Here is a 21,637-nt window from a genome sequence, read left to right as displayed (position 1 = left end):
ACGAGGGTTTGTTCCGTCACGTTCGTGTCTTCCGCTGTGGGGTCGTGCATCCCGCGTCAGAAGGCTGGGACATCGTCGTGGGGCTCCCTCGCGCGCGCTCGTCGCGACCGTGCCGCGGCGAGCGCGTCGCGCACGCGACCGGCGCGATCATCGATGACGGTCGCGTATCCCAGCCGCGACGCCTCCGCGCGACGTTGCGGCGCCTGCGTAACGGGACGGACCTCGCCCGCGAGCGAGAGCTCGCCCGCCGCCGCGACGTCGCGCGCGACGGCGAAGTTGCCCACGGATCCGGCAACCGCGATCGCGATCGCGAGATCGGCGGCAGGTTCGGTGAACTTCACCCCACCCACGGTCGAGACGTACACGTCGAGGTTGCTCGTCGTGACGTTCGCGCGCCGCTCGAGGACGGCGAGCACCATGGCGACCCGTGAGGAATCGACACCGTGGACGATGCGGCGCGGGTTCGGTGCGGTCGTCGGGATCGTCAGCGCCTGCACCTCGACAGGGAGCGCGCGCTTGCCCTCCATCGAGATGCCGACGCACGTGCCTGCTTCGGGGACGCCCTGCGACAGAAACATGCTCGACGGATCCGGGACCTCGCGGATGCCGTCGCCCGCCATCTCGAAGCACCCGACCTCGTCCGTCGGACCGAAGCGGTTCTTCAGCGCGCGCACGAATCGCAGCGACGTCTGGCGGTCGCCCTCGAAGTGGCACACGACATCGACGAGGTGCTCGAGCACCCGCGGGCCCGCGACGTTGCCGTCCTTCGTGACGTGGCCGACCAGGATGATCGGCACCGAGCGCTCCTTCGCGATGCGGATCAGCGTCGACGCCACTTCCCGCACCTGGCCCGGCATTCCGGCCGCGCCGTCCTGCTCCGACGAGGCGACCGTCTGCACGGAGTCGACGATGACGAGTTCGGGCTCGACCTGGTCGATGTGGCCGATCACCGTGCCGAGGTCGACCTCGCTCGCGAGGAAGAGGTCGTCGTGCAGCGCATTCGTCCGCTCGGCGCGCAGGCGCACCTGGGCCACCGACTCCTCAGCGCTGATATAGAGCACCCGCCGCCCCTCGCGTGCCGCCCGCGCGGCGACCTCGAGCAGCAGGGTCGACTTGCCGACGCCGGGCTCACCCGACAGCAGCACCGCCGCGCCGGGAACGATGCCGCCGCCGAGCACGCGGTCGAACTCCCCCACGCCACTCGCCCGCCGCGGCGACTCGCTCGTCGTGACCTGCGTGATCGGACGCGCCGCAGAGCGGGGCACCAGCGACGCCACCCGACGCGATGCGGGCTTGGCACCCTGCTCTTCGACCGTGCCCCACTGCTGGCATTCGCCGCACCGCCCCACCCACTTCGCGGTCGTCCAGCCGCACTCGGTGCAGGCGTAGGCGGGAGTGGAGCGTTTCGAAGCCATGTGACCAGGCTATGTGCGACGTCCGACAGTCGAAGCACGTGGCGGCGCGGCGCGGCCGAGCAGGAATACGGCACGACCCGCGATCCGGCGGGTCGGAATCGGCGCTGACGCAGGCGATGTGCCGTCGTTGTGCATCGCACCCGCGGGACAATGGCGGAATGGAGATGTGCCCCTGCGGATCCGACGCCTACGACATGTGCTGTGGGCCGTTGCACCGCGGCGAGCGCGACGCCGCCACGCCCGAGCAGCTGATGCGGGCGCGCTACGCGGCGTTCGCGAAGCAGGATCCGTTCTACCTCGCGCGCACGTGGCACCCGCGCACGCGCCCCGACGACGTCACCGCGGATCCGTCCCTCACCTGGACCGGGCTGGAGATCCTCGCGACCTCCGTCGAAGACGACGAACACGGCACCGTCGACTTCATCGCGCGCTTCACGACGCCCGATGGCCCCGGCGAGCTGCGGGAGCACTCACGCTTCACCCGCCGTGCGGGCCGCTGGATGTACGTCGACGGCGACGCGGGGTAGCCGAACAGCGCCCACGACACCACCGCGCCGCCGGTTCCGCGGAGAATCACCACAACGGCGGACCAGAACCCGCGGTGGGCTCCGCGGGTCGAGCGCATCTCCGCGGTTCCGGGGGCGCTGCACGGAACGCCGGGAAAACTCCGTCGCCCGGCCTCTCCCCCGACGGCGTACGCTTTCCGCGTGACCACTCCGACGCGGATCCTCTGGGTCGCGATCCTCGCCTCGTTCGTCTCGTTCCTCGACGGGACGATCGTGAACGTCGCGCTGCCCGCGATCGATCGCGAGCTCGGCGGAGGCCTCTCGACGCAGCAGTGGGTCGTCGACGGCTACCTGATCACGCTCGGTGCGCTCATGCTGCTCGCCGGATCCGTGAGCGACGCGTTCGGGCGCGCGCTCGTGCTGCGGATCGGCCTCGTGGGCTTCGGCATCGCGTCGGTCGCGATCGCGTTCGCCCCGGATCCGGTCACGCTCGTCATTGCGCGCCTCGTGCAGGGCGCGGCGGGCGCGTTCCTCGTGCCCAGCTCGCTCGCGCTCATCACCTCGACGTTCTCGGGCCCGGCGCAGGCGCGCGCGATCGGCACCTGGACGTCCTTCACGACCGGCGCGATGGTCGTCGGTCCCCTGCTCGGCGGGGTCCTCGTCGATCTCGCGAGCTGGCGGCTGGCGTTCCTCATCAACGTGATCCCGATCGCGATCACGCTCTGGCTGGTGCGCGGCACGAAGGATCCGCAGCGTCGCCCGGACGCCCGCATCGACATCATCGGCGCCCTGCTGTGCACCGTCGGCCTGGGCGGCGTCGTCTTCGCCCTCATCGAGCAACCGCGCCTCGGTTGGACGCACGCCGGGATCCTCGTCACCGCCATCGGCGGCGCCGTCCTGTTCACCCTCTTCCTCCTGCGGCAGCGGACGGTCCGCGCGCCGATCCTTCCTCTCGACCTGTTCCGCGCGCGGAACTTCTGGACCGGCAACGTCACGACGACCTTCGTCTACGCCGCCCTCTCGCTCAACGGATTCGTCGTCGCGATCTACCTGCAGCAGGGCGCGGGTCTGTCAGCGACGCTCGCGGGGCTCGCGAGCCTGCCCGTCACGATCCTCATGATCCTGCTGAGCTCGCGCATCGGATCCCTCGCCGGCCGCTGGGGTGCGCGCGGCTTCATGACCGTCGGTCCGCTGCTGATGGCGGGCGGATCCGCGCTGCTGCTGTCCGTCAGCGAGGACTTCGACTACTGGTGGCAGGTGCTGCCGAGCATGATCCTGTTCGGGCTCGGGCTGTCGGTCACCGTGGCGCCGCTCACCTCGACCGTGCTCGGCGCCATCACTCCGGAGCGCAGCGGGATCGCCAGCGCCGTCAACAACGCGATCTCTCGCGTCGCCGGCCTCATCGCGGTCGCCATGATCGGCACGGTGATCGGCGGATCCCTCGATCTCGACGGCTTCCATCGCGCGTGCCTGGTCGTCGCGGTCCTGCTCGCGGCCGGCGGCCTCGTCTCGTGGCTCGGGATCCGCGACGTGCGCGCGCCCCCGCCGGATCCCCGGGATTGAGCGGACGCCACATCATTGGGTCGCCAGAGATTACCTTGCGCGGCGTGCCGCGCGGGTAATCTCTGGCGACCCAGCGTCCCTACGCCTCGAGTGCGAGCAGCAGCTCCCCCGGGGAGGCCTGCATCGGGTGGGGGCCGGCGATGTCGAGGAACACCGTCGTGATGGTGTCGCGGTACGTGGTCAGGAATGACGTGAGCCACTCCGGCGAGTAGGCGGCGACGGCGGGCGGCAGGTTCTCGGGCTTGTTGCGCGCGTCGCTGAACAGCAGCAGCGCCACGTCACCCGTCTTGGGATCGCGGTACGTCCACACCTCGCCCGAATCGAGCGGGTTGTCGCGCGCGCCGGGTGCGATGAGCGGCACGATGGTCCGGCCGTTGCGCAGTGCGAGCGCGACCGCGGCCATGTCCTGCTTCTCCAGTGCCTGCGCGAGCGCCTCGGATCGGAACTCGTTCGGATCCGCGACCTTCCGCTTGCCTCGCCTCTTCGCCATACGTCCAGCGTACGGGCGTCAGTGCAGGATGAACGCCGTGGGCTGCGAGGCGACCTCGCCGAGCTTCACCGTCAGCGAGTAGGTCGCGCCGCCACCGGCAGCTTGCGGGCGATCCGACGCGTCGCACGTGTCAGGGTACGAGCGGGTGCGGTCCCAGGTCAGCGGATCCGTGCTTGCTGTCTGGCCCGCGTCGATCGTGACCCAGTTCTCGGAGGCGTCCTGCTGACAATCGCCGGAGCGCCACCACTCGTCGACGCCGCTCGCAACCGTGAACTGCTGCGCGCGCGTGCCGACGTCGACGATGCACGCCACGTCGCCCGTGTTCGTCAGCTCGAGGGTGAACTTCGGCTTCTCGTCACCGCCGTACTCGTTCTTGTCGGTGTGCGCGGTGATCTCGAGGGCCCCGGGCACGCAGGCTTCCGGATCCTCGGGCTCGGGAGACGCGCTCTCGGACGGTCCCGGAGACTGCGGGGCGGACGTCGGATAGATCGTGGGAATCGGATCCGGCGTCTCGGCCGCCACGGGATCGTTTCCGACGAACGGCAGGTTCTCCCAGGGCTTCGCCTCGGCAAGCCAGCGGATCCCGAAGGTCGCGCCGATCGCGATACCCGCCACGAGGAGGAGGGTCACGATGAGCAGCAACAGGCGCCGACGCCGGTAGACGGCTTTCGACTGCCTGCGCGGCTTCCGCTTCGCTCCCACGTCGCCAGATTAGAGGAGCTGTTTAAGCATCCGCGTGTTGCCGAGCGTGTTCGGCTTCACGTGGGCGAGATTGAGGAACTCGGCGATGCCCTCGTCGGGGCTGCGGACGAGCTGCGAGTAGACGTCCGGTGAGACGACCTGCTCGCCGATCTCGGTGAATCCGCGGCGCTCGAAGAACGCCGTCTCAAAGGTGAGGCAGAACAGGCGCTTCAGGCCGAGCAGCCGGGCGTTGTCCTCGAGGCCGTCGACGAGCGCACGACCGACTCCGCGGTGCAGCCATTCGTCGGCGACAAGCAGCGTACGCACCTCACCGAGGTCTTCCCACATGACGTGGAGCGCGCCGCACCCGATCACCCTGTCACCGGCGTCGACTGCGACGAGGAACTCCTGCGTCGACTCGTACAGCACGACGAGGTCCTTGCCGAGGAGGATCCGCTTCATCACGTACGGCTGCAGCATCGCGTGCACGGCCGCCATGTCGGCGGCGTGAGCGGGGCGCACGGTGAAGTCGGTCATCGCGTTCAGGCTACTGCGCACGCCTGGTGGCGACCTCGGAGGCGCGCGGCGGAGGCTTCGCTGCCCCGCCAACACAACGCCGTCAACTCAGGCGACCGCCTTGTGGGGGTGGGGGCGCAACACCCCCGTTGGGTCGCCACACATTGCAGGTTTCGTGGGGCAAAACCTGCAATGTGTGGCGACCCAATGACGGCGGCTCAGGACGAGCGGCCGCGGCGGCGAATCAGTCGCACGACGAACCAGACGATGAGCCCGGCGACGCCGAGGACACCGACCCACGGCAGCAGGAACCCGAACGCCACGACGAGCCCGTTGAGGAACACGATGAGGCCGTTCCAGCCCGTCAGCAGTCCGTCGCCGAAGCCCGCGGGATCCGTCGACGCGGCCGCACGGTCACGCGTCAGCTCGATGTCGAGCGTCGACATCGACACCTGGTCGTCGAGGTGGTCGAGTTCGCGCTGATACGACTCGAGCTGCGACTGCCGCTCGGACAGCGCGGTCTCGGCCTCGATGAGGTCCCCGACGGAGCCGGCCTTGTCCATCAGGTCCGTGAGGCGGTCGGCCGACGCCTGGAGCGAATCGATCCGTGCCTCCAGGTCGATCGCTTGGCTCGTGACGTCGCGCTCGGAGACCTCGATACGCGAGATGTCGCCGATGCTGGCGAGATCCGAGCGCGCGCCGTCCAGATGGTCGGCCGGAATCCGCAGCGTCACCCATCCCGAGGTCGCGTCGGACGCGTCGTCGGACGAGTTCGAGGATCCGAGGCGCTCGACGTACCCGTCGTATTCGGCGGCCAGCTGCGTGAGCTTCTCGGTCGCGCCCGCGATGTCGTCGACGATGAGGGCGGCCTCGCCGTCGCGGATCACGCGGCGCTCGGCGATCTCCTCGGGGCTGATCGCGCCGACGCCAGCCGACTCGCTGCTGGCCATGTCGCTTTCCTCCGCCGGCGCGCTGTCGGCGCCCCCGACCGGGCCCGCGTCATAGCTGGCAGACGGGCCGACGCCCTCGAGCATGAGGGGCGTGATCGCGATCGCCGCGACAACGACGGCGGCGGCCGAGATGCCTCCGCCGATCCAGCGGCGACGCGTGCGTGCGCGAGTATTGCGCGAGACGTGATCGCGAGTGATCGCGGAGAACACGTTGGCCTCGATCCTCCTGACGGCGTCGTCGGTCAGTTCCGGCAGATCCTTGTCGTTGGCGTTCATCGCTCTTCCTCTCTCACGGCACCACGCAGGCGCGTTCGTATGCGAGAGAGACGATTGCGCACGGATCCGTGGCTGACGCCGAGTTCGTCGGCCGCAGCCTGGTAGGCGTATCCGTCGACGATGCAGAGGGTGAAGATGCGGCGGTCGGATTCCGACAGCCTCGACACCTCGGCGGCGATGCGGTCGGCGAGCTCGCGGTCGATCACCTGCTGCTCGACGTTGACGATGTCGGGCTGGCGCTCGTCGACGACGCCGGCCGTGTTCTCGCGCTCGCGACGGAGCCCGCGGATCCGGTTCGCCGCGACGTTCCGGCAGATCGTCGCGAGCCACGGCAACGCGGAGTCTCCCGCGAGCTCGAAGCCGCGCAGCTTTCGCCAGGCCGTGGTGAACGTCTCCTGCGCCACGTCCTCCGCATCGCGGCGGTCACCCAGCAGGCCGTGCGCGATCCAGAAGACCGGACGCACGTAGGCGTGGAACAGCTCCCGGAAGGCAGCCTCGCTACCCGACGCGGCCGCCGCCACCAGGTCGGCGTCAGTCAAGTCGTCGATCATGTCCCCACCCGTCATCCGTGCAATCATCTCTCACCCTGGACAGTGTCACGAGGCGCAGGATCGTCTCAGATCGATTCTGGGTCGCCAGAGTTTGCGGGTTCGGGCTCCGCAAACCCGCAAACTCTGGCGACCCATTCGTGTCGCGCGGGAGGAGAATGGATCCCATGACGCAGCTCGATCTCGACAGCTACCTCGACCGGATTGGATACGCGGGGAGCCTGGATCCGACCCCTCGCGTGCTCGACGAGGTCATCGCCCACCACACGAACGCGATCCCATTCGAGAACCTCGATCCGTTCCTCGGCACGCCGAACCGGATCGACCTCGAATCGCTGCAGCGCAAACTGGTGTCCGGCGGACGCGGCGGCTACTGCTTCGAGCACAATCTCCTCCTGCGCGCCGTGCTGCTGCGCCTCGGCTTCGACGTCACCGGGCTCTCGGCGCGGGTGCGGTGGGGCATGCCCGACGACGCGGTGACCCCGCGCAGCCATATGCTGCTGCGCGTGAGGGCGGAAGGCGAAGAGCGGATCGCCGACGTCGGCTTCGGCGGCATGGTGCTCACCACGAGCCTCGCACTGCGGTCGGGCGACGAGCAGCCGACGCCTCTCGAACCCTTCCGGCTCGTCGCGGACGGCGACGAGTTCACGCTGCAGACCTTCGTCGCGGGCGAGTGGCGGTCGCTGTACCGCTTCGACCTGCAGCCACAGCTGCCGATCGACTACGAGGCCTCGAACTGGTACACGTCGACGGCGCCGGAGTCGAAGTTCGTCACGGCGCTCATCGCCGCGCGGGCGACCCCCGATCGCCGGCACGCGCTGGCGGGTCGACGTCTGACGACAAGGGTCGTCGGCCAGCCGCCAGAACAACGGATCCTCGGCAACGCCGACGAACTCCGCGACGCGCTCACGGAGCTGTTCCGTATCGACACGAGTGCGCTCGACCTCGACGCCGCCTTCGCGAAGGCGGACCCGCCAGCCTGATCCCCGTTGGGTCGCCAGAGATGGTCAGTCCCCGGCGCCCACACCGGTATTCTTTGGCGACTCATCCTGCCCCATCCCTGCATGGGCGGCGCGCCCGCTCCGGCAACGCAAGAGGGTCGCCAGAGTTTGCGGGTTTGGCGGGGCAAAACCTGCAATGTGTGGCGACCCAATGACGGGTGCGCACGCGACGACGCCCCGCCACCCGAGATCGGGGGCGGGGCGTCGTCGTGTGGGGGTTACTCGCCGAAGGCTGTGACCTCCGGGGTCGCGGAGATGTCGCCGCTGCCGGTGTTCACACCGACCGAGAGCTTCTCACCGCGCGGCTCGTTGTGGAACACGAACTCGCCGTCGACGAAGTCGACCTTGATGTGGTGTCCCGACTCGAGCTGACCGGAGAGCATCGACTCGCTGAGACGATCCTCGATCTCGCGCTGCATGGCCCGGCGCAACGGGCGCGCACCGAGCGCGGGGTCGAACCCGACGTCGATGAGGCGCTCCTTGGCGGACTGCGACAGCTCGATCGACATGTCGCGGTCGAGCAGACGCTCGGCGAGGCGCTTCGTGAACAGATCGACGATCTGCAGCAGCTCGCTCTTCTTCAGCTGCGGGAAGACGATGACGTCGTCCACGCGGTTGAGGAACTCGGGCTTGAAGTGCCGCTTGAGCTCTTCGTCGACCTTGCCCTTCATCCGCTCGTAGCTCGTCGTCTCGTTGCCCTCGACCTGGAAGCCGACCGGGCCACCGGCGATCGCCGACGAACCGAGGTTCGTCGTCATGATGATCACGGTGTTCTTGAAGTCGACCACGCGGCCCTGACCGTCGGTCAGACGACCCTCCTCGAGGATCTGCAGCAGCGAGTTGAAGATGTCCGGGTGAGCCTTCTCGATCTCGTCGAAGAGCACGACCGAGAACGGCTTGCGCCGCACCTTCTCGGTGAGCTGGCCACCCTCTTCGAACCCGACGAACCCGGGAGGGGCACCGAAGAGGCGCGAGACCGTGTGCTTCTCGCCGAACTCACTCATGTCGAGCGAGATGAGGGCGTCCTCGTCGTCGAACAGGAACTCGGCGAGGGCCTTCGCGAGTTCCGTCTTGCCGACGCCCGTGGGGCCGGCGAAGATGAACGACCCCGAGGGGCGCTTCGGATCCTTCAGGCCGGCACGCTGACGACGGATCGTCCGTGCGAGGGCCGTGATGGCTTCCTCCTGGCCGATGACGCGCTCGTGCAGCGCCCGCTCCATGAAGACGAGACGGCTCGACTCTTCCTCGGTGAGCTTGAAGACCGGGATCCCCGTGGCCTGTGCGAGCACTTCGGCGATCAGGCCCTCGTCGACGACCTCGTTGGACTCGACGTCGCCCGCGCGCCACTGCTTCTCGAGGCGCAGGCGCTCACCGAGCAGCTGCTTCTCCTCGTCGCGCAGAGCGGCGGCCTTCTCGAAGTCCTGCTCCTCGGAGGCTTCTTCCTTCTGCTCGCGCACCTTGGCGATCTTCTCGTCGAATTCACGCAGCTCGGGCGGGCTCGAGAGGATCGACAACCGCAGGCGCGCGCCCGCCTCGTCGATCAGGTCGATCGCCTTGTCCGGCAGGAAGCGGTCCTGCACGTAGCGGTCGGCGAGGTTCGCGGCGGCGACGATCGCGCCGTCGGTGATCTGCACCTTGTGGAAGGCCTCGTAGTGGTCGCGCAGGCCCTTCAGGATGTTGATCGCGTGGGGCAGCGCGGGCTCGTTGACCTGGATCGGCTGGAAGCGACGCTCGAGGGCCGCGTCCTTCTCGAAGTGCTTGCGGTACTCGTCAAGCGTCGTCGCACCGATCGTCTGCAGCTCGCCGCGAGCGAGGAGCGGCTTCAGGATGCTGGCCGCGTCGATCGCGCCCTCGGCTGCGCCCGCGCCCACGAGCGTGTGGATCTCGTCGATGAAGACGATGATGTCGCCGCGGGTGCGGATCTCCTTGGTGACCTTCTTGAGGCGCTCTTCGAAGTCACCGCGGTAGCGGGATCCGGCGATGAGCGAACCGAGGTCGAGCGAGTAGACCTGCTTGTCCTTGAGCGTCTCGGGCACGTCGCCCTTGACGACGGCCTGCGCGAGGCCCTCGACGACGGCGGTCTTGCCGACGCCGGGCTCGCCGATCAGGACAGGGTTGTTCTTCGACCGGCGCGACAGGATCTGCATCACGCGCTCGATCTCCTTCTCTCGCCCGATGACGGGGTCGAGCTGGTTGTCGCGCGCCGCCTGCGTGAGGTTGCGGCCGAACTGGTCGAGCACCTGGGATCCGCCCTTGCCGCCGGACTCCTGCTGCTCCTGACCGCTGGAGGCCACGCCCACGGGCTCCTTGCCCTGGTAGCCGCTGAGCAGCTGGATGACCTGCTGGCGCACCTTGTTCAGGTCGGCGCCGAGCTTGACCAGCACCTGCGCGGCGACGCCCTCGCCCTCGCGGATGAGGCCGAGGAGGATATGCTCCGTGCCGATGTAGTTGTGGCCGAGCTGCAGGGCCTCGCGGAGGCTGAGCTCGAGCACCTTCTTCGCTCGGGGCGTGAAGGGGATGTGGCCGGTGGGCTGCTGCTGACCCTGGCCGATGATGTCCTGCACCTGCTCGCGGACGGCATCGAGGGAGATGTCGAGCGACTCCAGCGCCTTCGCTGCGACTCCCTCCCCTTCGTGGATCAGGCCGAGCAAGATGTGCTCCGTGCCGATGTAGTTGTGGTTGAGCATCTTCGCCTCTTCTTGGGCGAGGACGACAACGCGGCGGGCGCGGTCGGTGAATCTCTCGAACATGTCACTCCTCCGGGCGCTGGACGGTTCGGCGGCACGCGGAACGCGCCGTGATCCCACGCTAGTCAGCGGCGATGGGGTAGGGAGCCGTGTTCGCCGTGGGCATATCCGAAGTTCTGACGCTCACCCAACACAACGCGGTCAATATTGGCCGGCCGTCATGACGCCGGTGCGGCGCACAACTACGGCATCGCGTGGCCAGATCACGCCGCCACTCCCGCACCGCGCAGCTGCGGCACCAGACTGCCGTCGTCATGCGTCACACCCTTGACTTAACGATAATCGTTGTTATCGTTTATCGTGAAACTTTGGGAGGATGTCATGGGACGAGCATTTGAGTGGGCACGCGAGACACCCGATGCAGGGACGATGAAGAAGAGCGACCGCGTCGCGATGTGGGGCGTGATCGGCGTACTGGTGCTGCTGGTCGCGATCGAGATCGCCGTGGCGGTGCGCCGCGTGATCGAGATCGCGGCCGGACCGCCGGTGACGGTCGAGCTTCCGCTGATCGATACTCCGATCGACGGCCTCGAGGTCGAAGCGAGCGCGACGAGGGTGGACATCAGCCTCACGTGGATCGACGGCGGCGAGCGCACCTGGCTCGTCGTGCAGCAGCTCTCCGGCGCGTTGTCCTGGCTCGTGCTGACCACGTGCATCGTGGTGTTCCTGTCCTACGTCGCGCGACGCATTCCGTTTCCGCCGCGCGTGCCGCTCCTGCTCGCGGCCGGCGGAATGGCGTACCTCGTCTTCCAGGGCGTGGCGCTGATGGCGCGCACGATGGCGCTCGGGGCGATCAGCGCACGGCTCGGCGTCGGGGACGTCAGCGTCGACGTCGACTTCCTGCGGCTCCTGGTGGTTCCGGTCGTCCTCATCAGCATCGCGTACGTGCTCGGCGCAGGTCAGCGGATCCAGAAGGACACCGAGGGGCTCGTATGACGCCGCGCGATGCGGAGCTGACCGGGATCCACTGCCGCCTCGACGAGCTGCTCGCGGAGCGCGACATGACCCTCACCGCCCTCGCGGAGCAGGTCGGGGTGAGCATCGTGAACCTGTCGGTACTGAAGAACGACCGGGCGAAGGCGATCCGATTCTCGACCCTCGTCGCGATCTGCGATGCGCTCGAGTGCGAGGTCGGAGACCTGCTCGTGCGCGCGCGGTGACGCGGCGACGGGCGCCGGCGCACCCAAGCGCGCACCCACGTGACATTCCCGAGTGCCCTACCGATCAGCCCGCGTTCCCGAGTGCCCTACCGCCCTCGCCGGCGTCTTTGAGGGCGGCGAGGCACTCGCCAGATGCCGCGGGGACGCAACGGCACTCGCGTAGGGTTCACGGGCGCGAACGCACTCGCCAAGCGGACGGCACCGCGGGCGCGGTGTTCAGCTGCGGCTGCGCGCGACGTACACCGTGTTCGACGACACCCCGCCGGTGACGGCGTTGTCGAATTCGACGACGTGGGCGGCGGCGTCATCGAAGACCGAACGCAGGTCGACCATGAACTCCTCGTCGGGAGGGTCGTCCGACCAGAGCGCGAACACTCCACCGGGTGCGAGGTGCCGGTCGAGTTCGCGGAGGCCGTCGGGCGTGTAGAGCACGGCGTGGGCGGGATCCAACTGGTGGCGCGGCGAGTGGTCGACGTCGAGAAGGATCACCGAGTAACCAGGCTGGTCCGCGGCGGGTTCGGTGCGCATGAGCGCGAAGAAGTCGTCCTCGACGAGCGACGTGCGCGTGTCACGCACGAGCTCCTCCGACGCCGGCAGAAGCTCGCGTTCGTGCCAGCCGATCACGGCGCCGAGGCGGTCGACGACCGTGACGGATCCGACCCGCTCGTCGCGCAGGGCCGCGACGGCCGTGTAGCCGAGACCCAGGCCGCCGACGAGCACCGACAGACGCTCACCGTGCGCCGCGGCGAGGCCGAGATCGGCGAGCTCTTCCTCCGCCACGGTGAACAGGCTCGACATGAGGAACTCGTCGCCGAGCTTCACCTCGTAGATCTCGCGGCCCACCGAGGGCTCCGTGCGTCGGCGCAGCGTGAGCTCGCCGATCGGCGTGGGCTGCCAGTCGAGCTCTTCGAACCGCGTGATTGCCATGAGGTCCCTTCGTCGCGGTTCACCCTATCCGGCGCGGGCGATGGCACGATCGTTCGTATCAGCACCACGATCGCCGCCGTCACATCTCCCACGTCACGCCGGAGATGCGGGCATCGGCACGGCGGGCGGTCTGCTCGATCAGGCGGGCGTTCGCGCCATCGACCCCGCGCGCCCACGCCGTGGCGGCTTCAAGGCTGCGGCCGTGCCGCGTGTGCCGCGCAACCAGGCGCTCCTCGCGTACGTCGGCGGCAACCTCGCAGAACCACGCGGCGTCGAGCAGGCTGCGCACGCGATTCCACGGATCCGCGTCCGCCAGCAGGTAATTGCCCTCGACGACGATGACGCGCGCGGCGGGTGCGATCGCAATCTCGCCCGCAACGGGTTCGTCGACCTCGCGGCGGAAGCTCGGTGCGTACACGACGTGATCCGTCTCGCGCCGAACGCGGTCGAGTAGGGCGATGAACCCCCAGCCGTCGAATGTGTCGATGGCGCCCTTCCGGTCGCGGATGCCCAGCCGGTCGAGCGTGGCGTTCGCGAGGTGGAACCCGTCCATCGGCAGGTGCGCGGCGCCGCCCGGCGTGCGTTCGCGGATCCGCTCGACGATTGCGCTCGCGAGTGTGGTTTTTCCGCTCCCCGGGCTGCCCGTGATCCCGAGCACGAAGCGCTCGAACCCCGCCGCCTCGTGCTCGATGCGCGCGACGAGGGATCCGGTCGGGTCTGCAGCCATACGTCCAGCCAACACGATGCTTGATCGGGCGGCATCAGCCCCCTTGCAGACTAATAACGCGTCGCGTTATTATTATCGCAATGATTCGATCCTTCGCCGACAGCCGGACGGCGAAGGTGTGGAACCGCGAAAAGCCCGGCAAGATGAGCCTCGAGCTCACCCGGCGCGCACACCGGAAGCTGCTCATCCTGAATCGAGCGGCAACCCTGAATGACCTGCGCGTTCCACCGGGAAACCATCTGGAGAAGCTCGCCGGTGGCCGCGCTGGCCAACATTCCATCCGCGTCAACAAGCAATTCCGCATCTGCTTCCGCTGGACCGAAAGTGGCCCAGCGGACGTGGAGATCACCGATTACCACTGAGGAGCGACCATGACCGAGAAGGCATTCGAGCCGGTGACCCCGGGTGAGATCCTGCTCGAAGAGTTCCTGCGGCCGATGAAGATCTCGCAGTACCGCCTGGCGAAGACCATCGCTGTCTCACCCCGACGCATCAACGAAATCGTGCACGGCAAGCGTCGGATCACGCCCGAAACCGGAGTACGCATCTCCAAAGCGCTCGGAATGAGTGAACGGTTCTTCCTCGATCTGCAACTTGACTACGACCTTGCGATGGAGAAGGACGCGCACCAGGCGGAGATCGATGCGATCACGCCGCTGGTCGCGTGACATCCTGCCCACAATCACGCCGGTTCTCGACGACGTCACCACCGAACGCACCGATGCCATCGTGAACGCCGCGAGCACCGCGATGCGCGGAGGCGGCGGCGTCGACAGTGCGGTCGCTCGGCCGACCGGACGAACCTGATTAGGGCGTCAGGACGTCGCGCGCGACGGTGTATTCGTCGAGGACGTCGGCGCGGACGTCGACCCCGATACCAGGCCGGGTCGGCACCGACACACAGCCGTCTGACACCGTGAACGGCTCCGTGATGTCCTTCGCGTAATACCTCGAAGACGCTGAGATGTCGTTCGGTAGATCGAACCCGGGCAACGACGCGAGTGCGGCGTTTCCCGCCCGCCCCACTCCGGTTTCGGCCATGCCTCCGCACCAGACGCGCACGCCGTTCGCTGTGGCGAGGTCGTGGATTCTTCGCGCCTCCAGGTACCCGCCGACGCGTCCAGGCTTGATGTTGATGATCGAGCACGCCGCGAGCCGGATCGCGGTTGCGGCGATCCGAGCGGATGTCACCGACTCATCAAGGCAGATCGGCGTGCGCACGTGGCGAGCGAGGTCGGCGTGTCCGATCAGGTCGTCGGGATCCAGAGGCTGCTCGATCATCAGCAGGTCGTAGTCGTCGAGGCGGGACAGCAGGCGTTCATCGCCGCGTCCGTACGCGGTGTTCGCATCGACCTGCAGCAGCACGTCGCTTCCGAACGCCTCTCGGACGGCGCGTACCGGTTCGATATCCCAGCCCGGCTGAATCTTCAGCTTGATCCGGCGATAGCCTGCGTCGAGGTGGTCGGCAACCTCGCCGACCAGGGCATCGATGTCGTCGGCGATGCTCACCGAGACACCTGCTGGCACCTCCGTCCGAGTGCCGCCGAGGTAGTTGGACATGGAGAGGTTCCACTCGCGCAATTGGCCATCCAAGACGGCTGCCTCCAACGCGGACTTCGCCATCGGGTGTCCGCGAAACTCCGCCAACAGCGAGGAGACCTCCTGCGGAAGCACCTCTCCTTCCGCGAGCAGGCGGGGAACGAGGAAGTCTCGCATGACGCCTACCGCACCACGGACGTATTCAGGCGAGTAGGACGGGTCGCCTTCCGCCACGCACTCGCCCCACCCCTCGCTGTCCTGGCCCTCGACACGCACGAGGAGGCCGGCGTGCAGACTCTGCGTGCCGAGCGAGGTGCGGAATGCACTCACTCGAGGGATCTCGATGGTGCGCAGTTCAACGGCCCGAATCTTCACGATCAGTTCCCCTTCATCTCGTCCGCATCCGGACGTCCACCCTGCCGGTCGATCACTGCCTCGAAGAACGCGCGGACTGCCGGCATCATGAGACGCCCACGGTGTCCCGCGCCCGCCACCCGTTCCAATTGAACGTCCACGCCGTGCTCTTCGAGATTTCGGCGAAGCGACTCGATCCGCTCCTGCCGGTCCCGCCCCGCGTGATTGGCATCTGGCATCCAATGACGACTGTCGGGTGGCACGGTAACTTCTTCGGCACCGGAATCGTCGGCACCGATGACGAGCAGCGCGGAGACCTGGCGCATGGCGTCAAGATTCATCTCGACACCGAATCGCGCACGCACGTCGGCCGTCCCGACCCACCAGTCACGTTGATCATCGACAAGCGTGACCGCCCCGGGCGCGCCGATCGAGACCGCGGCGAGACGTTCCGGATGGAGGTAGAAGAATCGATGCGCGAACTGGCCTCCGCCAGAGAACCCGTGCAGATACCAGCGTCCGAACGACAGTCCGTAGCGCTGCGAATACTCGGCGACCATGTCGATGAGGACCCGGTCGAAACGGATGCCGCGGAAGGCGATTCGCTTGTAGTTGTCGATGTCGCCCGTCTCCTCGATCCCGGCCGGGAACAACGGCGCGAGGACAGCGCACTGGTGTTCGTGCGCGAAGTCGACGAACTCGTCTCGATAGACCTGCGGCTGCCGCAGCGTTCCGTGCACGACGATCACGAGTGGGATCTCGTCTTGCCGACCCTGCAGCTCTGGAGGCGTGTACGCGTAGTAGCTGAATCGCTGGTCTGTCGCGAGCGCCCACGCGGGCGCCTTGCCCCACAGGTAGTGTGCGAATCGGTTCTCCGTGTCCGCGCTCGTGTCCGACGTGTTCATGTGCGTATCCCTTCCGCGTCACGCATGTCACTCATCATCTCTGCGCGGAGCCGCGAGACTTCGGCAGGATTCCACGAGGGCGACGGCACCGACGCCAGCAGAAGGCGCGTGTACGGATGCTGTGGATTCTCCAGCAGCTTCGCCGTTTCGTCCGCCTCCACCACGCGCCCTCGCTGCATGACGAGCGCACGATCTGTGATCTGCCTGACCACCGCCAGATCGTGGCTGATGAAGACGTATGCCGTGCCGGACTCGCGACGAATGTCGTCGAGCAGTTGCAGGATCTGCGCCTGGATCGACACGTCCAGCGCGGCGACAGGCTCGTCCATGACGAGCACGGCCGGATCCGCAGCGAGCGCCCGGGCGATGGCCACACGTTGACGCTGCCCTCCGCTCAGGTGGCGCGGCCGCAATCCCGCCTCGCGGCTTCCGAGGCCGACCTGCGCAAGCAACTCCTTCGCTCTCGCTCGACGATCGTGCCCGGTGCCGCGCTGCGCGACCTTCAGCGACGCCTCGACGCACTCGAGCGGGGTCAGCCGAGGGTCGAGGGTGGAGTACGGATCCTGGAACACGAGTTGAACGTCTTTCGCGCGCCGCAGACGCGCTCGCGAGGATTGCGATCGGACAAGCGTCCGGCCGTTCACCGCGATGGTCCCGCTGTCCTGCAGTTCGAGCCCGACCAGCATCCGCGCGATGGTGGTCTTGCCCGAGCCGGACTCGCCCACGATCCCGAGGGATTCGCCGGCGCCGACCGTGAACGAGACGTCATCCACAGCCACCGATCGCGCGCTTCTGCCCCTCCGCACGACGCCGCGGTCTTCGAACGACTTCACGAGGTTGTCGACCTCAAGAACGGTCATCAGTGCCTCCCTCCCACACAGCCGCCGATGGGCCCACGTCAGCGGCAACCGCCGGAAGGCGCCGGCACGCCGCTTCGACTCCGGGCGCCACGGGGATGAGCTCGGCCTGCCACGTACGGCACGCTTCCTCGGCCCAGTCGCACCGGTCGACGAACGGACACCCCGACACGGCTTCGCTCATCATCAACGGCCGTCCGGCGATCGGCATAAGCGGCCTGTCGCCGGAGAGATCAGGCACGGATCCGAGGAGCCCGCGCGTATACGGATGGCGAGCGTTCGTGAACAGGCTCCGCCCGGGCTGCTCCTCGACGATGTGCCCCGCGTACATGACGTACACCCGATCGCACGCAGCGGCCGCAAGGTGCAGGTCATGCGTGATGAAGAGGACCGCGAAGCCATGTTCGCGGCGGAGCTCTTCGAGAAGCGCCATGATCTCGGCCTGCGTCGAGACGTCGAGGGCGCTGGTCGGTTCATCGGCGAGAATGAGTTTCGGCTCGCTCGCGAGGGCCGCCGCGATGACGACACGCTGCAGCATTCCGCCGGACAGCTCGTGCGGGTACTGCTTCATCCGCAGTTCTGGTTTCGACACGTGTACGGACTCGAGCAGCTCGACCGTGCGTCGGCGAGCCTTCTCGCGCGACCAACCGAGCTGCTCCAGCTGTTCGGTGAGGAAGTCGCCGACCGTCCGCACGGGGTTCAACGTCGTTCGCGGGTCTTGGAAGATCATGGCGGCCGAGCGCGTCCGCAGTCCACGCAACGACATCTCACCCATCGCGAGAACATCATCGCCGCCGACCGACACGCGTCCCGTGACCCGGGCACGTTGGGGAATCGCCCCCACGGCCGCTTTCGCGGTGGTCGACTTCCCGGATCCGGATTCGCCCACGAGGCCGACGACCTCACCGGGCGAGACCGTCACGTTCACGTCGTGAAGGATCGGACGGGCGATGGCCTCGTCATCGAGCACCAGCGAGAAGTTTTCAATGCTCAGCATCACTCCCCCTTTCCGATTTTGTCGGCGATTCTCACGCCGACGAGGTTGACGGCGACGACCGTCAGAACGATGGCGATGCCCGGGACGATTGTCGGAAGCCACGCACCCTGCAAGAGCGCGATCTGGCCTTCGGAGACCATGAGACCCCACTCTGAGGACGGCGGCTGCGCACCGAAGCCCAGGAAGCTCAGACCGGCCAGACTCATGAGGGCGTCGCCGAAGAGGACGACGATGTATCCCAACACAGCGGGGGCGATGTTCGGCAGGAGACGCAGGAAGCAGATCGCGAAGCCACTCACCCCCTGCACGCGGTACGCATCGATGTACGGCTTACCGATCTCTGCGATCGCCAGGCTGCGCGTGAACTTCGTGATGGTGGGAAAGAAGGCCAAGCCCAACGCGATCGTGACCGCGGTCATTCCGCGCCCGAAGACGGCGATCACCAACAGGGCGAAGAAGAGACCGGGAAAGGCGTAGAACATGTCCGTCGCGCGTGAGGCGACGGCATCGAACCACCGTCCACGCCACGCCATGACGATCCCGAGAGGCACGCCGATCACGCTCGCGGTCAGCAGAATCACGAGTGGACCGAGAAGGCTCGCCTGCGCGCCGTACATGAGCCGAGACAGAATGTCGCGGCCCATCTGATCCGTTCCCAGAAGGTGCTGCGCGCTCGGCGGCCCCTGCGTGTTCGCGAAATCCGCTGTTCCCGGACCGTACGGCGAAATCACCGGAGCGAGGACGGCGACCACGGCGAGCACGAAGACGAAGCCGAGCGAGATCCAGAAGAACGCGTCACTGCGCGGCACCCGCCGGCGAATCTGGCCGGTGGTCTCTGTCATGGTCGCTCTCATCACGCCTTCTCCTTTCGCGCCACTCGGGGATCGACGAGGGGATACAACAGGTCCATGATCATCGTGACGACGACGTAGGTTCCGACCATCAGCAGCAACACCGCCTGCACCACCGGGAAGTCGTTGTTGTTGATCGCATCGACGAGAAGAGATCCGACGCCGTTGAGCCCGAACACCGTCTCGACCAGGACGGACCCGCCCAGCATCCCGGCAAGGATCAGACCGCTCATCGTCATCACGGGACCCAGCGCGTTGCGAAATACATGCCGACGCACGAGAGGACCGCTCTTGATTCCACGGATGCGGGCGGCTTCAACGTGGTCCTGGCTGAACGCGTCGAGCATCGACTGCCGCGTCACGCGTGTGATCACCGCGAGTGACACAGATGCGACAGCGAACGTGGGCAGGACCATGTGGTACAGACGGTCGGCGAATCCCGTCCCCGTGCCTGATACCGGAAACCATCCCAGCTCGACGCCGAATATCCCGATGAGCACGAGCGCCACGACGAACTGGGGGATGGCGGATCCGAAGGTCGTTCCGACGAGGATGACGCGATCGGTCCGCCCCCGCCGTGTGGCCGAGAGGATGCCGAACGTGATCCCGAGGCCGATGATCACCGTGTAGGAGAGCACGAGCAGAAGGCCCGTCGTCTCCAGCCGCGTCGCGAGCATTGTCGTGACGGGCAGACCGTACACGTACGAACGGCCGAACGACCCCTGGAGCACGCCTTCCAGCCAGTACCAGTACTGCACGACGAACGGCTCATCGAGGTGGTAGGCCTCGGTGATCGCGCGAATGGATTCGGCGTTCACGCTCTCGGGCCCCCCGAGGAGCGTGGCGACCAGGCTCCCCGGGGCGACATACATGGCGCCGAAGATGAGCACCGAGGCGATCAGCAGCGTCAGCAGACCCTCTGCGACGCGGCGCACCACCCGGTACAGCACGGGCACTGCTCGGCTCATCGGTTAGCTCGCTGCTCCGATACCGGCCGCCCATGGGTACGTGCGGTACACGAAGGACGTGGGAGCACCGGTGAGGGCGTCGTCGAGCACGAGGGTGATCGGTGCAGACGCGAGCGGGATCCACAGCATCTCGTCGAGTGCGAGCGCTTGAAGCTCAGAGACCACGCCCGCACGTTCGTCCTCCTCGTAGATGGCGGCCGCCTTCTTGTAGAGCTCGACATACTCATCGCCTTCGTAGCCCAGATAGTTGCTCGATTCCCCCGGGAGCAGGTTGTCATAGAGCCCAAGCGCCTCGGGCTTCGAGAGGTACCAGTCGTCCGAGACGAAGTCGACGTCCGCACGCGCCTCGGGGGACGAGAACAGCTCACCATATTCGGCATCCGAGTACATGCGGACCTCGACGTCCAACCCGATCTGCTCGCCTGCGCTCACGGTGGCGTTCGCGATGACGTTACGCAGCTGCGTCCCGTTGGAGGCGACGACGATCGGCCCGTCTGGCACTCCCGCCTCCGCGACGAGTTCCTTCGCCTGCTCGATGTCCGCTTCTTCCGGCGAGACGGGCACGCCCTCGATTGCGTCGTATGCCGCTTCGAAGGTGTCGCGCGCGTAACCCCACGCGCCTGGCCCCGCGGGTGACTTCCACGGCTCACCGATGCCCTGCAGGCCGGCGGTGACGATTCCCTGCCGATCCATCGCCAGCGAGAGCGCCTTGCGGATCCGCGGATCCGTGGCGTTTCCACGGTCGGTCGGGATGAGCTTCTCGGCACCCGTGCTCGCGCCGTAGTAGATCGACATCCCTTCCACATCTTCGATCGTCGGCACCAGCGTCGGCTCCGCGAGGAACGTGCCATCGACGTTTCCGGCACGGACCATGTTTGCGACCGTGGTCTCATCACCCCAGGTGAACGTCACACTCTCTGAGAGCGCGCGCCCGTCGGTGTGCCAGTAATCGTCATAGCGGCTGATCGACAGGTTCGATCCCACATTCCATTCGTCGAGGACATACGGCCCCGTACAGGCGTCTTCACTTCCGGCCGTTCCGTAATCCTGGCCCTGTGCTGAGGCCACCTCGCTGTCGAGGATGATGCCGGCGCCGCCGGCCATCCGATACTCGAACTGTGGATCCGGCTCCTCGAGAGTGAGCGTCACTTCCATGTCGCCGGTCTTCTCGATGGCGGTGATGTTGCTGAACTCGTCTGACTCACCGCTCTCTGGGCGCGAGTGGCGCTCGAGGCTCCAGACCACGTCGTCGGCCGTCATGTCACGACCACTGTGGAACGTCACGCCGGAACGAATCCCGAGGACGAACGTGACGTCGTCGGGTTGCTGCACGCTCTCCGCGAGCCACGGCTCGACCGAGAGATCGGTCTGCATGCGGAACAGGCCCTCGCAGACGTTGGCGATGACAGCATCAGAGTCGCCACCGTTCGCCCTGTCAGGGTCGAGCGAGTTCGGCTCTTCGGACAGCGCCCAGTCGATCGCGTCGATTTCGCCTGACGCCGAGGGCGTCGATTCCACCAGCTCGAACTCGCGAGCTTCTCCTTCTTCTTCGCCCCCGCCGGTCGGCTCGGGGCTCGTACACCCGGTCAGGGCCAGACCGCCGATGAGGACGGTCGCAACGGAAATGTGAGTCTTCTTCATGGTGCTGCACTCCAAAGG

24 protein-coding genes are annotated in these 21,637 nt (G+C 67.3%); 8 read left to right on the top strand and 16 right to left on the bottom strand.

Annotated features, from left to right (window positions below; all coding sequences use genetic code 11):
* Positions 1-56: 56 nt before the first annotated feature.
* A complete protein-coding gene (gene radA / locus IEW87_RS04325) occupies positions 57-1,415 on the bottom strand; it encodes a DNA repair protein RadA (RefSeq protein ID WP_188711059.1) in 1,359 nt (452 codons plus the stop codon).
* Between the two features lie 158 nt (positions 1,416-1,573).
* Between radA and IEW87_RS04320 the strand changes: the two genes are divergently transcribed.
* Both IEW87_RS04320 and IEW87_RS04315 read left to right on the top strand, forming a co-directional pair.
* Positions 1,574-1,942 (top strand): YchJ family protein, encoded by a 369-nt coding sequence (locus tag IEW87_RS04320; protein ID WP_188711058.1) that lies wholly within the window; start codon positions 1,574-1,576, stop codon positions 1,940-1,942.
* A 180-nt stretch (positions 1,943-2,122) separates the two neighbouring features.
* Positions 2,123-3,484: an MFS transporter gene (locus tag IEW87_RS04315; RefSeq protein ID WP_188711057.1), complete on the top strand. Its 1,362-nt coding sequence runs from the start codon at positions 2,123-2,125 to the stop codon at positions 3,482-3,484.
* A gap of 79 nt (positions 3,485-3,563) precedes the next feature.
* Here the strand turns inward: IEW87_RS04315 and IEW87_RS04310 are convergent, their stop codons facing one another.
* The 5 genes from IEW87_RS04310 to IEW87_RS04290 form a co-directional block, all read right to left on the bottom strand.
* Positions 3,564-3,974 (bottom strand): dehydrogenase, encoded by a 411-nt coding sequence (locus IEW87_RS04310; protein WP_188711056.1) that lies wholly within the window; start codon positions 3,972-3,974, stop codon positions 3,564-3,566.
* Between the two features lie 18 nt (positions 3,975-3,992).
* Positions 3,993-4,676, bottom strand: a complete 684-nt coding sequence (locus IEW87_RS04305; protein WP_188711055.1) for a hypothetical protein — start codon at positions 4,674-4,676, stop codon at positions 3,993-3,995.
* 9 nt (positions 4,677-4,685) lie between these two features.
* Positions 4,686-5,192, bottom strand: coding sequence for an amino-acid N-acetyltransferase (locus tag IEW87_RS04300; protein ID WP_188711054.1), 507 nt, complete (start codon positions 5,190-5,192; stop codon positions 4,686-4,688).
* Positions 5,193-5,389: 197 nt separating this feature from the next.
* Positions 5,390-6,397, bottom strand: a complete 1,008-nt coding sequence (locus tag IEW87_RS04295) for a DUF4349 domain-containing protein (protein ID WP_188711053.1) — start codon at positions 6,395-6,397, stop codon at positions 5,390-5,392.
* Complete coding sequence (locus IEW87_RS04290) at positions 6,394-6,963, bottom strand: RNA polymerase sigma factor (protein ID WP_229730938.1); 570 nt, start codon at positions 6,961-6,963, stop codon at positions 6,394-6,396. Before IEW87_RS04290 ends, IEW87_RS04295 begins: the two co-directional genes overlap by 4 nt.
* Before the next feature lie 149 nt (positions 6,964-7,112).
* On the opposite strand from IEW87_RS04290, the gene IEW87_RS04285 reads away from it, so the two are divergent.
* Complete coding sequence (locus IEW87_RS04285) at positions 7,113-7,928, top strand: arylamine N-acetyltransferase family protein (protein ID WP_229730937.1); 816 nt, start codon at positions 7,113-7,115, stop codon at positions 7,926-7,928.
* Positions 7,929-8,164: 236 nt separating this feature from the next.
* On the opposite strand, the gene IEW87_RS04280 is transcribed toward IEW87_RS04285, so the two are convergent.
* Positions 8,165-10,696 carry an ATP-dependent Clp protease ATP-binding subunit gene (locus tag IEW87_RS04280; RefSeq protein ID WP_188711051.1) on the bottom strand — a complete coding sequence of 844 codons (2,532 nt, stop codon included), beginning with the start codon at positions 10,694-10,696 and terminating at the stop codon, positions 8,165-8,167.
* 318 nt (positions 10,697-11,014) lie between these two features.
* On the opposite strand from IEW87_RS04280, the gene IEW87_RS04275 reads away from it, so the two are divergent.
* Complete coding sequence (locus tag IEW87_RS04275; RefSeq protein ID WP_188711050.1) at positions 11,015-11,629, top strand: hypothetical protein; 615 nt, start codon at positions 11,015-11,017, stop codon at positions 11,627-11,629.
* Positions 11,626-11,853 (top strand): helix-turn-helix domain-containing protein, encoded by a 228-nt coding sequence (locus tag IEW87_RS04270; protein WP_188711049.1) that lies wholly within the window; start codon positions 11,626-11,628, stop codon positions 11,851-11,853. Before IEW87_RS04275 ends, IEW87_RS04270 begins: the two co-directional genes overlap by 4 nt.
* Before the next feature lie 216 nt (positions 11,854-12,069).
* On the opposite strand, the gene IEW87_RS04265 is transcribed toward IEW87_RS04270, so the two are convergent.
* A complete protein-coding gene (locus IEW87_RS04265) occupies positions 12,070-12,780 on the bottom strand; it encodes a polyamine aminopropyltransferase (RefSeq protein WP_188711048.1) in 711 nt (236 codons plus the stop codon).
* Between the two features lie 79 nt (positions 12,781-12,859).
* Positions 12,860-13,507 carry a nucleoside/nucleotide kinase family protein gene (locus tag IEW87_RS04260; protein WP_188711047.1) on the bottom strand — a complete coding sequence of 216 codons (648 nt, stop codon included), beginning with the start codon at positions 13,505-13,507 and terminating at the stop codon, positions 12,860-12,862.
* 80 nt (positions 13,508-13,587) lie between these two features.
* On the opposite strand from IEW87_RS04260, the gene IEW87_RS04255 reads away from it, so the two are divergent.
* From IEW87_RS04255 to IEW87_RS04245, 3 genes are read left to right on the top strand one after another with little or no spacing between them, the layout of a single operon-like run.
* Complete coding sequence (locus IEW87_RS04255; RefSeq protein ID WP_188711046.1) at positions 13,588-13,869, top strand: type II toxin-antitoxin system RelE/ParE family toxin; 282 nt, start codon at positions 13,588-13,590, stop codon at positions 13,867-13,869.
* A gap of 9 nt (positions 13,870-13,878) precedes the next feature.
* Positions 13,879-14,175 (top strand): HigA family addiction module antitoxin, encoded by a 297-nt coding sequence (locus tag IEW87_RS04250; RefSeq protein WP_188711045.1) that lies wholly within the window; start codon positions 13,879-13,881, stop codon positions 14,173-14,175.
* Positions 14,150-14,314, top strand: coding sequence for a macro domain-containing protein (locus tag IEW87_RS04245; RefSeq protein WP_188711044.1), 165 nt, complete (start codon positions 14,150-14,152; stop codon positions 14,312-14,314). The genes IEW87_RS04250 and IEW87_RS04245 overlap by 26 nt, the downstream gene beginning before the upstream one ends.
* Here the strand turns inward: IEW87_RS04245 and menC are convergent, their stop codons facing one another.
* From menC to IEW87_RS04210, 7 genes are read right to left on the bottom strand one after another with little or no spacing between them, the layout of a single operon-like run.
* Positions 14,315-15,421 carry an o-succinylbenzoate synthase gene (menC, locus tag IEW87_RS04240; protein WP_188711043.1) on the bottom strand — a complete coding sequence of 369 codons (1,107 nt, stop codon included), beginning with the start codon at positions 15,419-15,421 and terminating at the stop codon, positions 14,315-14,317.
* 2 nt (positions 15,422-15,423) lie between these two features.
* Complete coding sequence (locus IEW87_RS04235; RefSeq protein WP_188711042.1) at positions 15,424-16,305, bottom strand: alpha/beta hydrolase family protein; 882 nt, start codon at positions 16,303-16,305, stop codon at positions 15,424-15,426.
* Positions 16,302-17,165, bottom strand: coding sequence for an ABC transporter ATP-binding protein (locus IEW87_RS04230; RefSeq protein ID WP_188711041.1), 864 nt, complete (start codon positions 17,163-17,165; stop codon positions 16,302-16,304). The genes IEW87_RS04235 and IEW87_RS04230 overlap by 4 nt, the downstream gene beginning before the upstream one ends.
* Positions 17,152-18,159, bottom strand: a complete 1,008-nt coding sequence (locus tag IEW87_RS04225) for an ABC transporter ATP-binding protein (protein WP_188711040.1) — start codon at positions 18,157-18,159, stop codon at positions 17,152-17,154. The genes IEW87_RS04230 and IEW87_RS04225 overlap by 14 nt, the downstream gene beginning before the upstream one ends.
* Positions 18,159-19,001 carry an ABC transporter permease gene (locus IEW87_RS04220; protein WP_188711039.1) on the bottom strand — a complete coding sequence of 281 codons (843 nt, stop codon included), beginning with the start codon at positions 18,999-19,001 and terminating at the stop codon, positions 18,159-18,161. The genes IEW87_RS04225 and IEW87_RS04220 overlap by 1 nt, the downstream gene beginning before the upstream one ends.
* 11 nt (positions 19,002-19,012) lie before the next feature.
* Positions 19,013-19,978: an ABC transporter permease gene (locus IEW87_RS04215; protein ID WP_229730935.1), complete on the bottom strand. Its 966-nt coding sequence runs from the start codon at positions 19,976-19,978 to the stop codon at positions 19,013-19,015.
* Positions 19,979-19,981: 3 nt separating this feature from the next.
* The gene (locus IEW87_RS04210; RefSeq protein WP_188711038.1) at positions 19,982-21,619 is read right to left on the bottom strand and encodes an ABC transporter substrate-binding protein; all 1,638 of its coding nucleotides are present in this window, start codon (positions 21,617-21,619) and stop codon (positions 19,982-19,984) included.
* Positions 21,620-21,637 lie beyond the last annotated feature (18 nt).

The organism is Microbacterium faecale (genome assembly GCF_014640975.1).
In the GTDB taxonomy this organism is placed as follows: domain Bacteria; phylum Actinomycetota; class Actinomycetes; order Actinomycetales; family Microbacteriaceae; genus Microbacterium; species Microbacterium faecale.
Note: the sequence above shows the minus strand (reverse complement) of the source record. Positions and strands in the feature narration are given on the sequence as shown.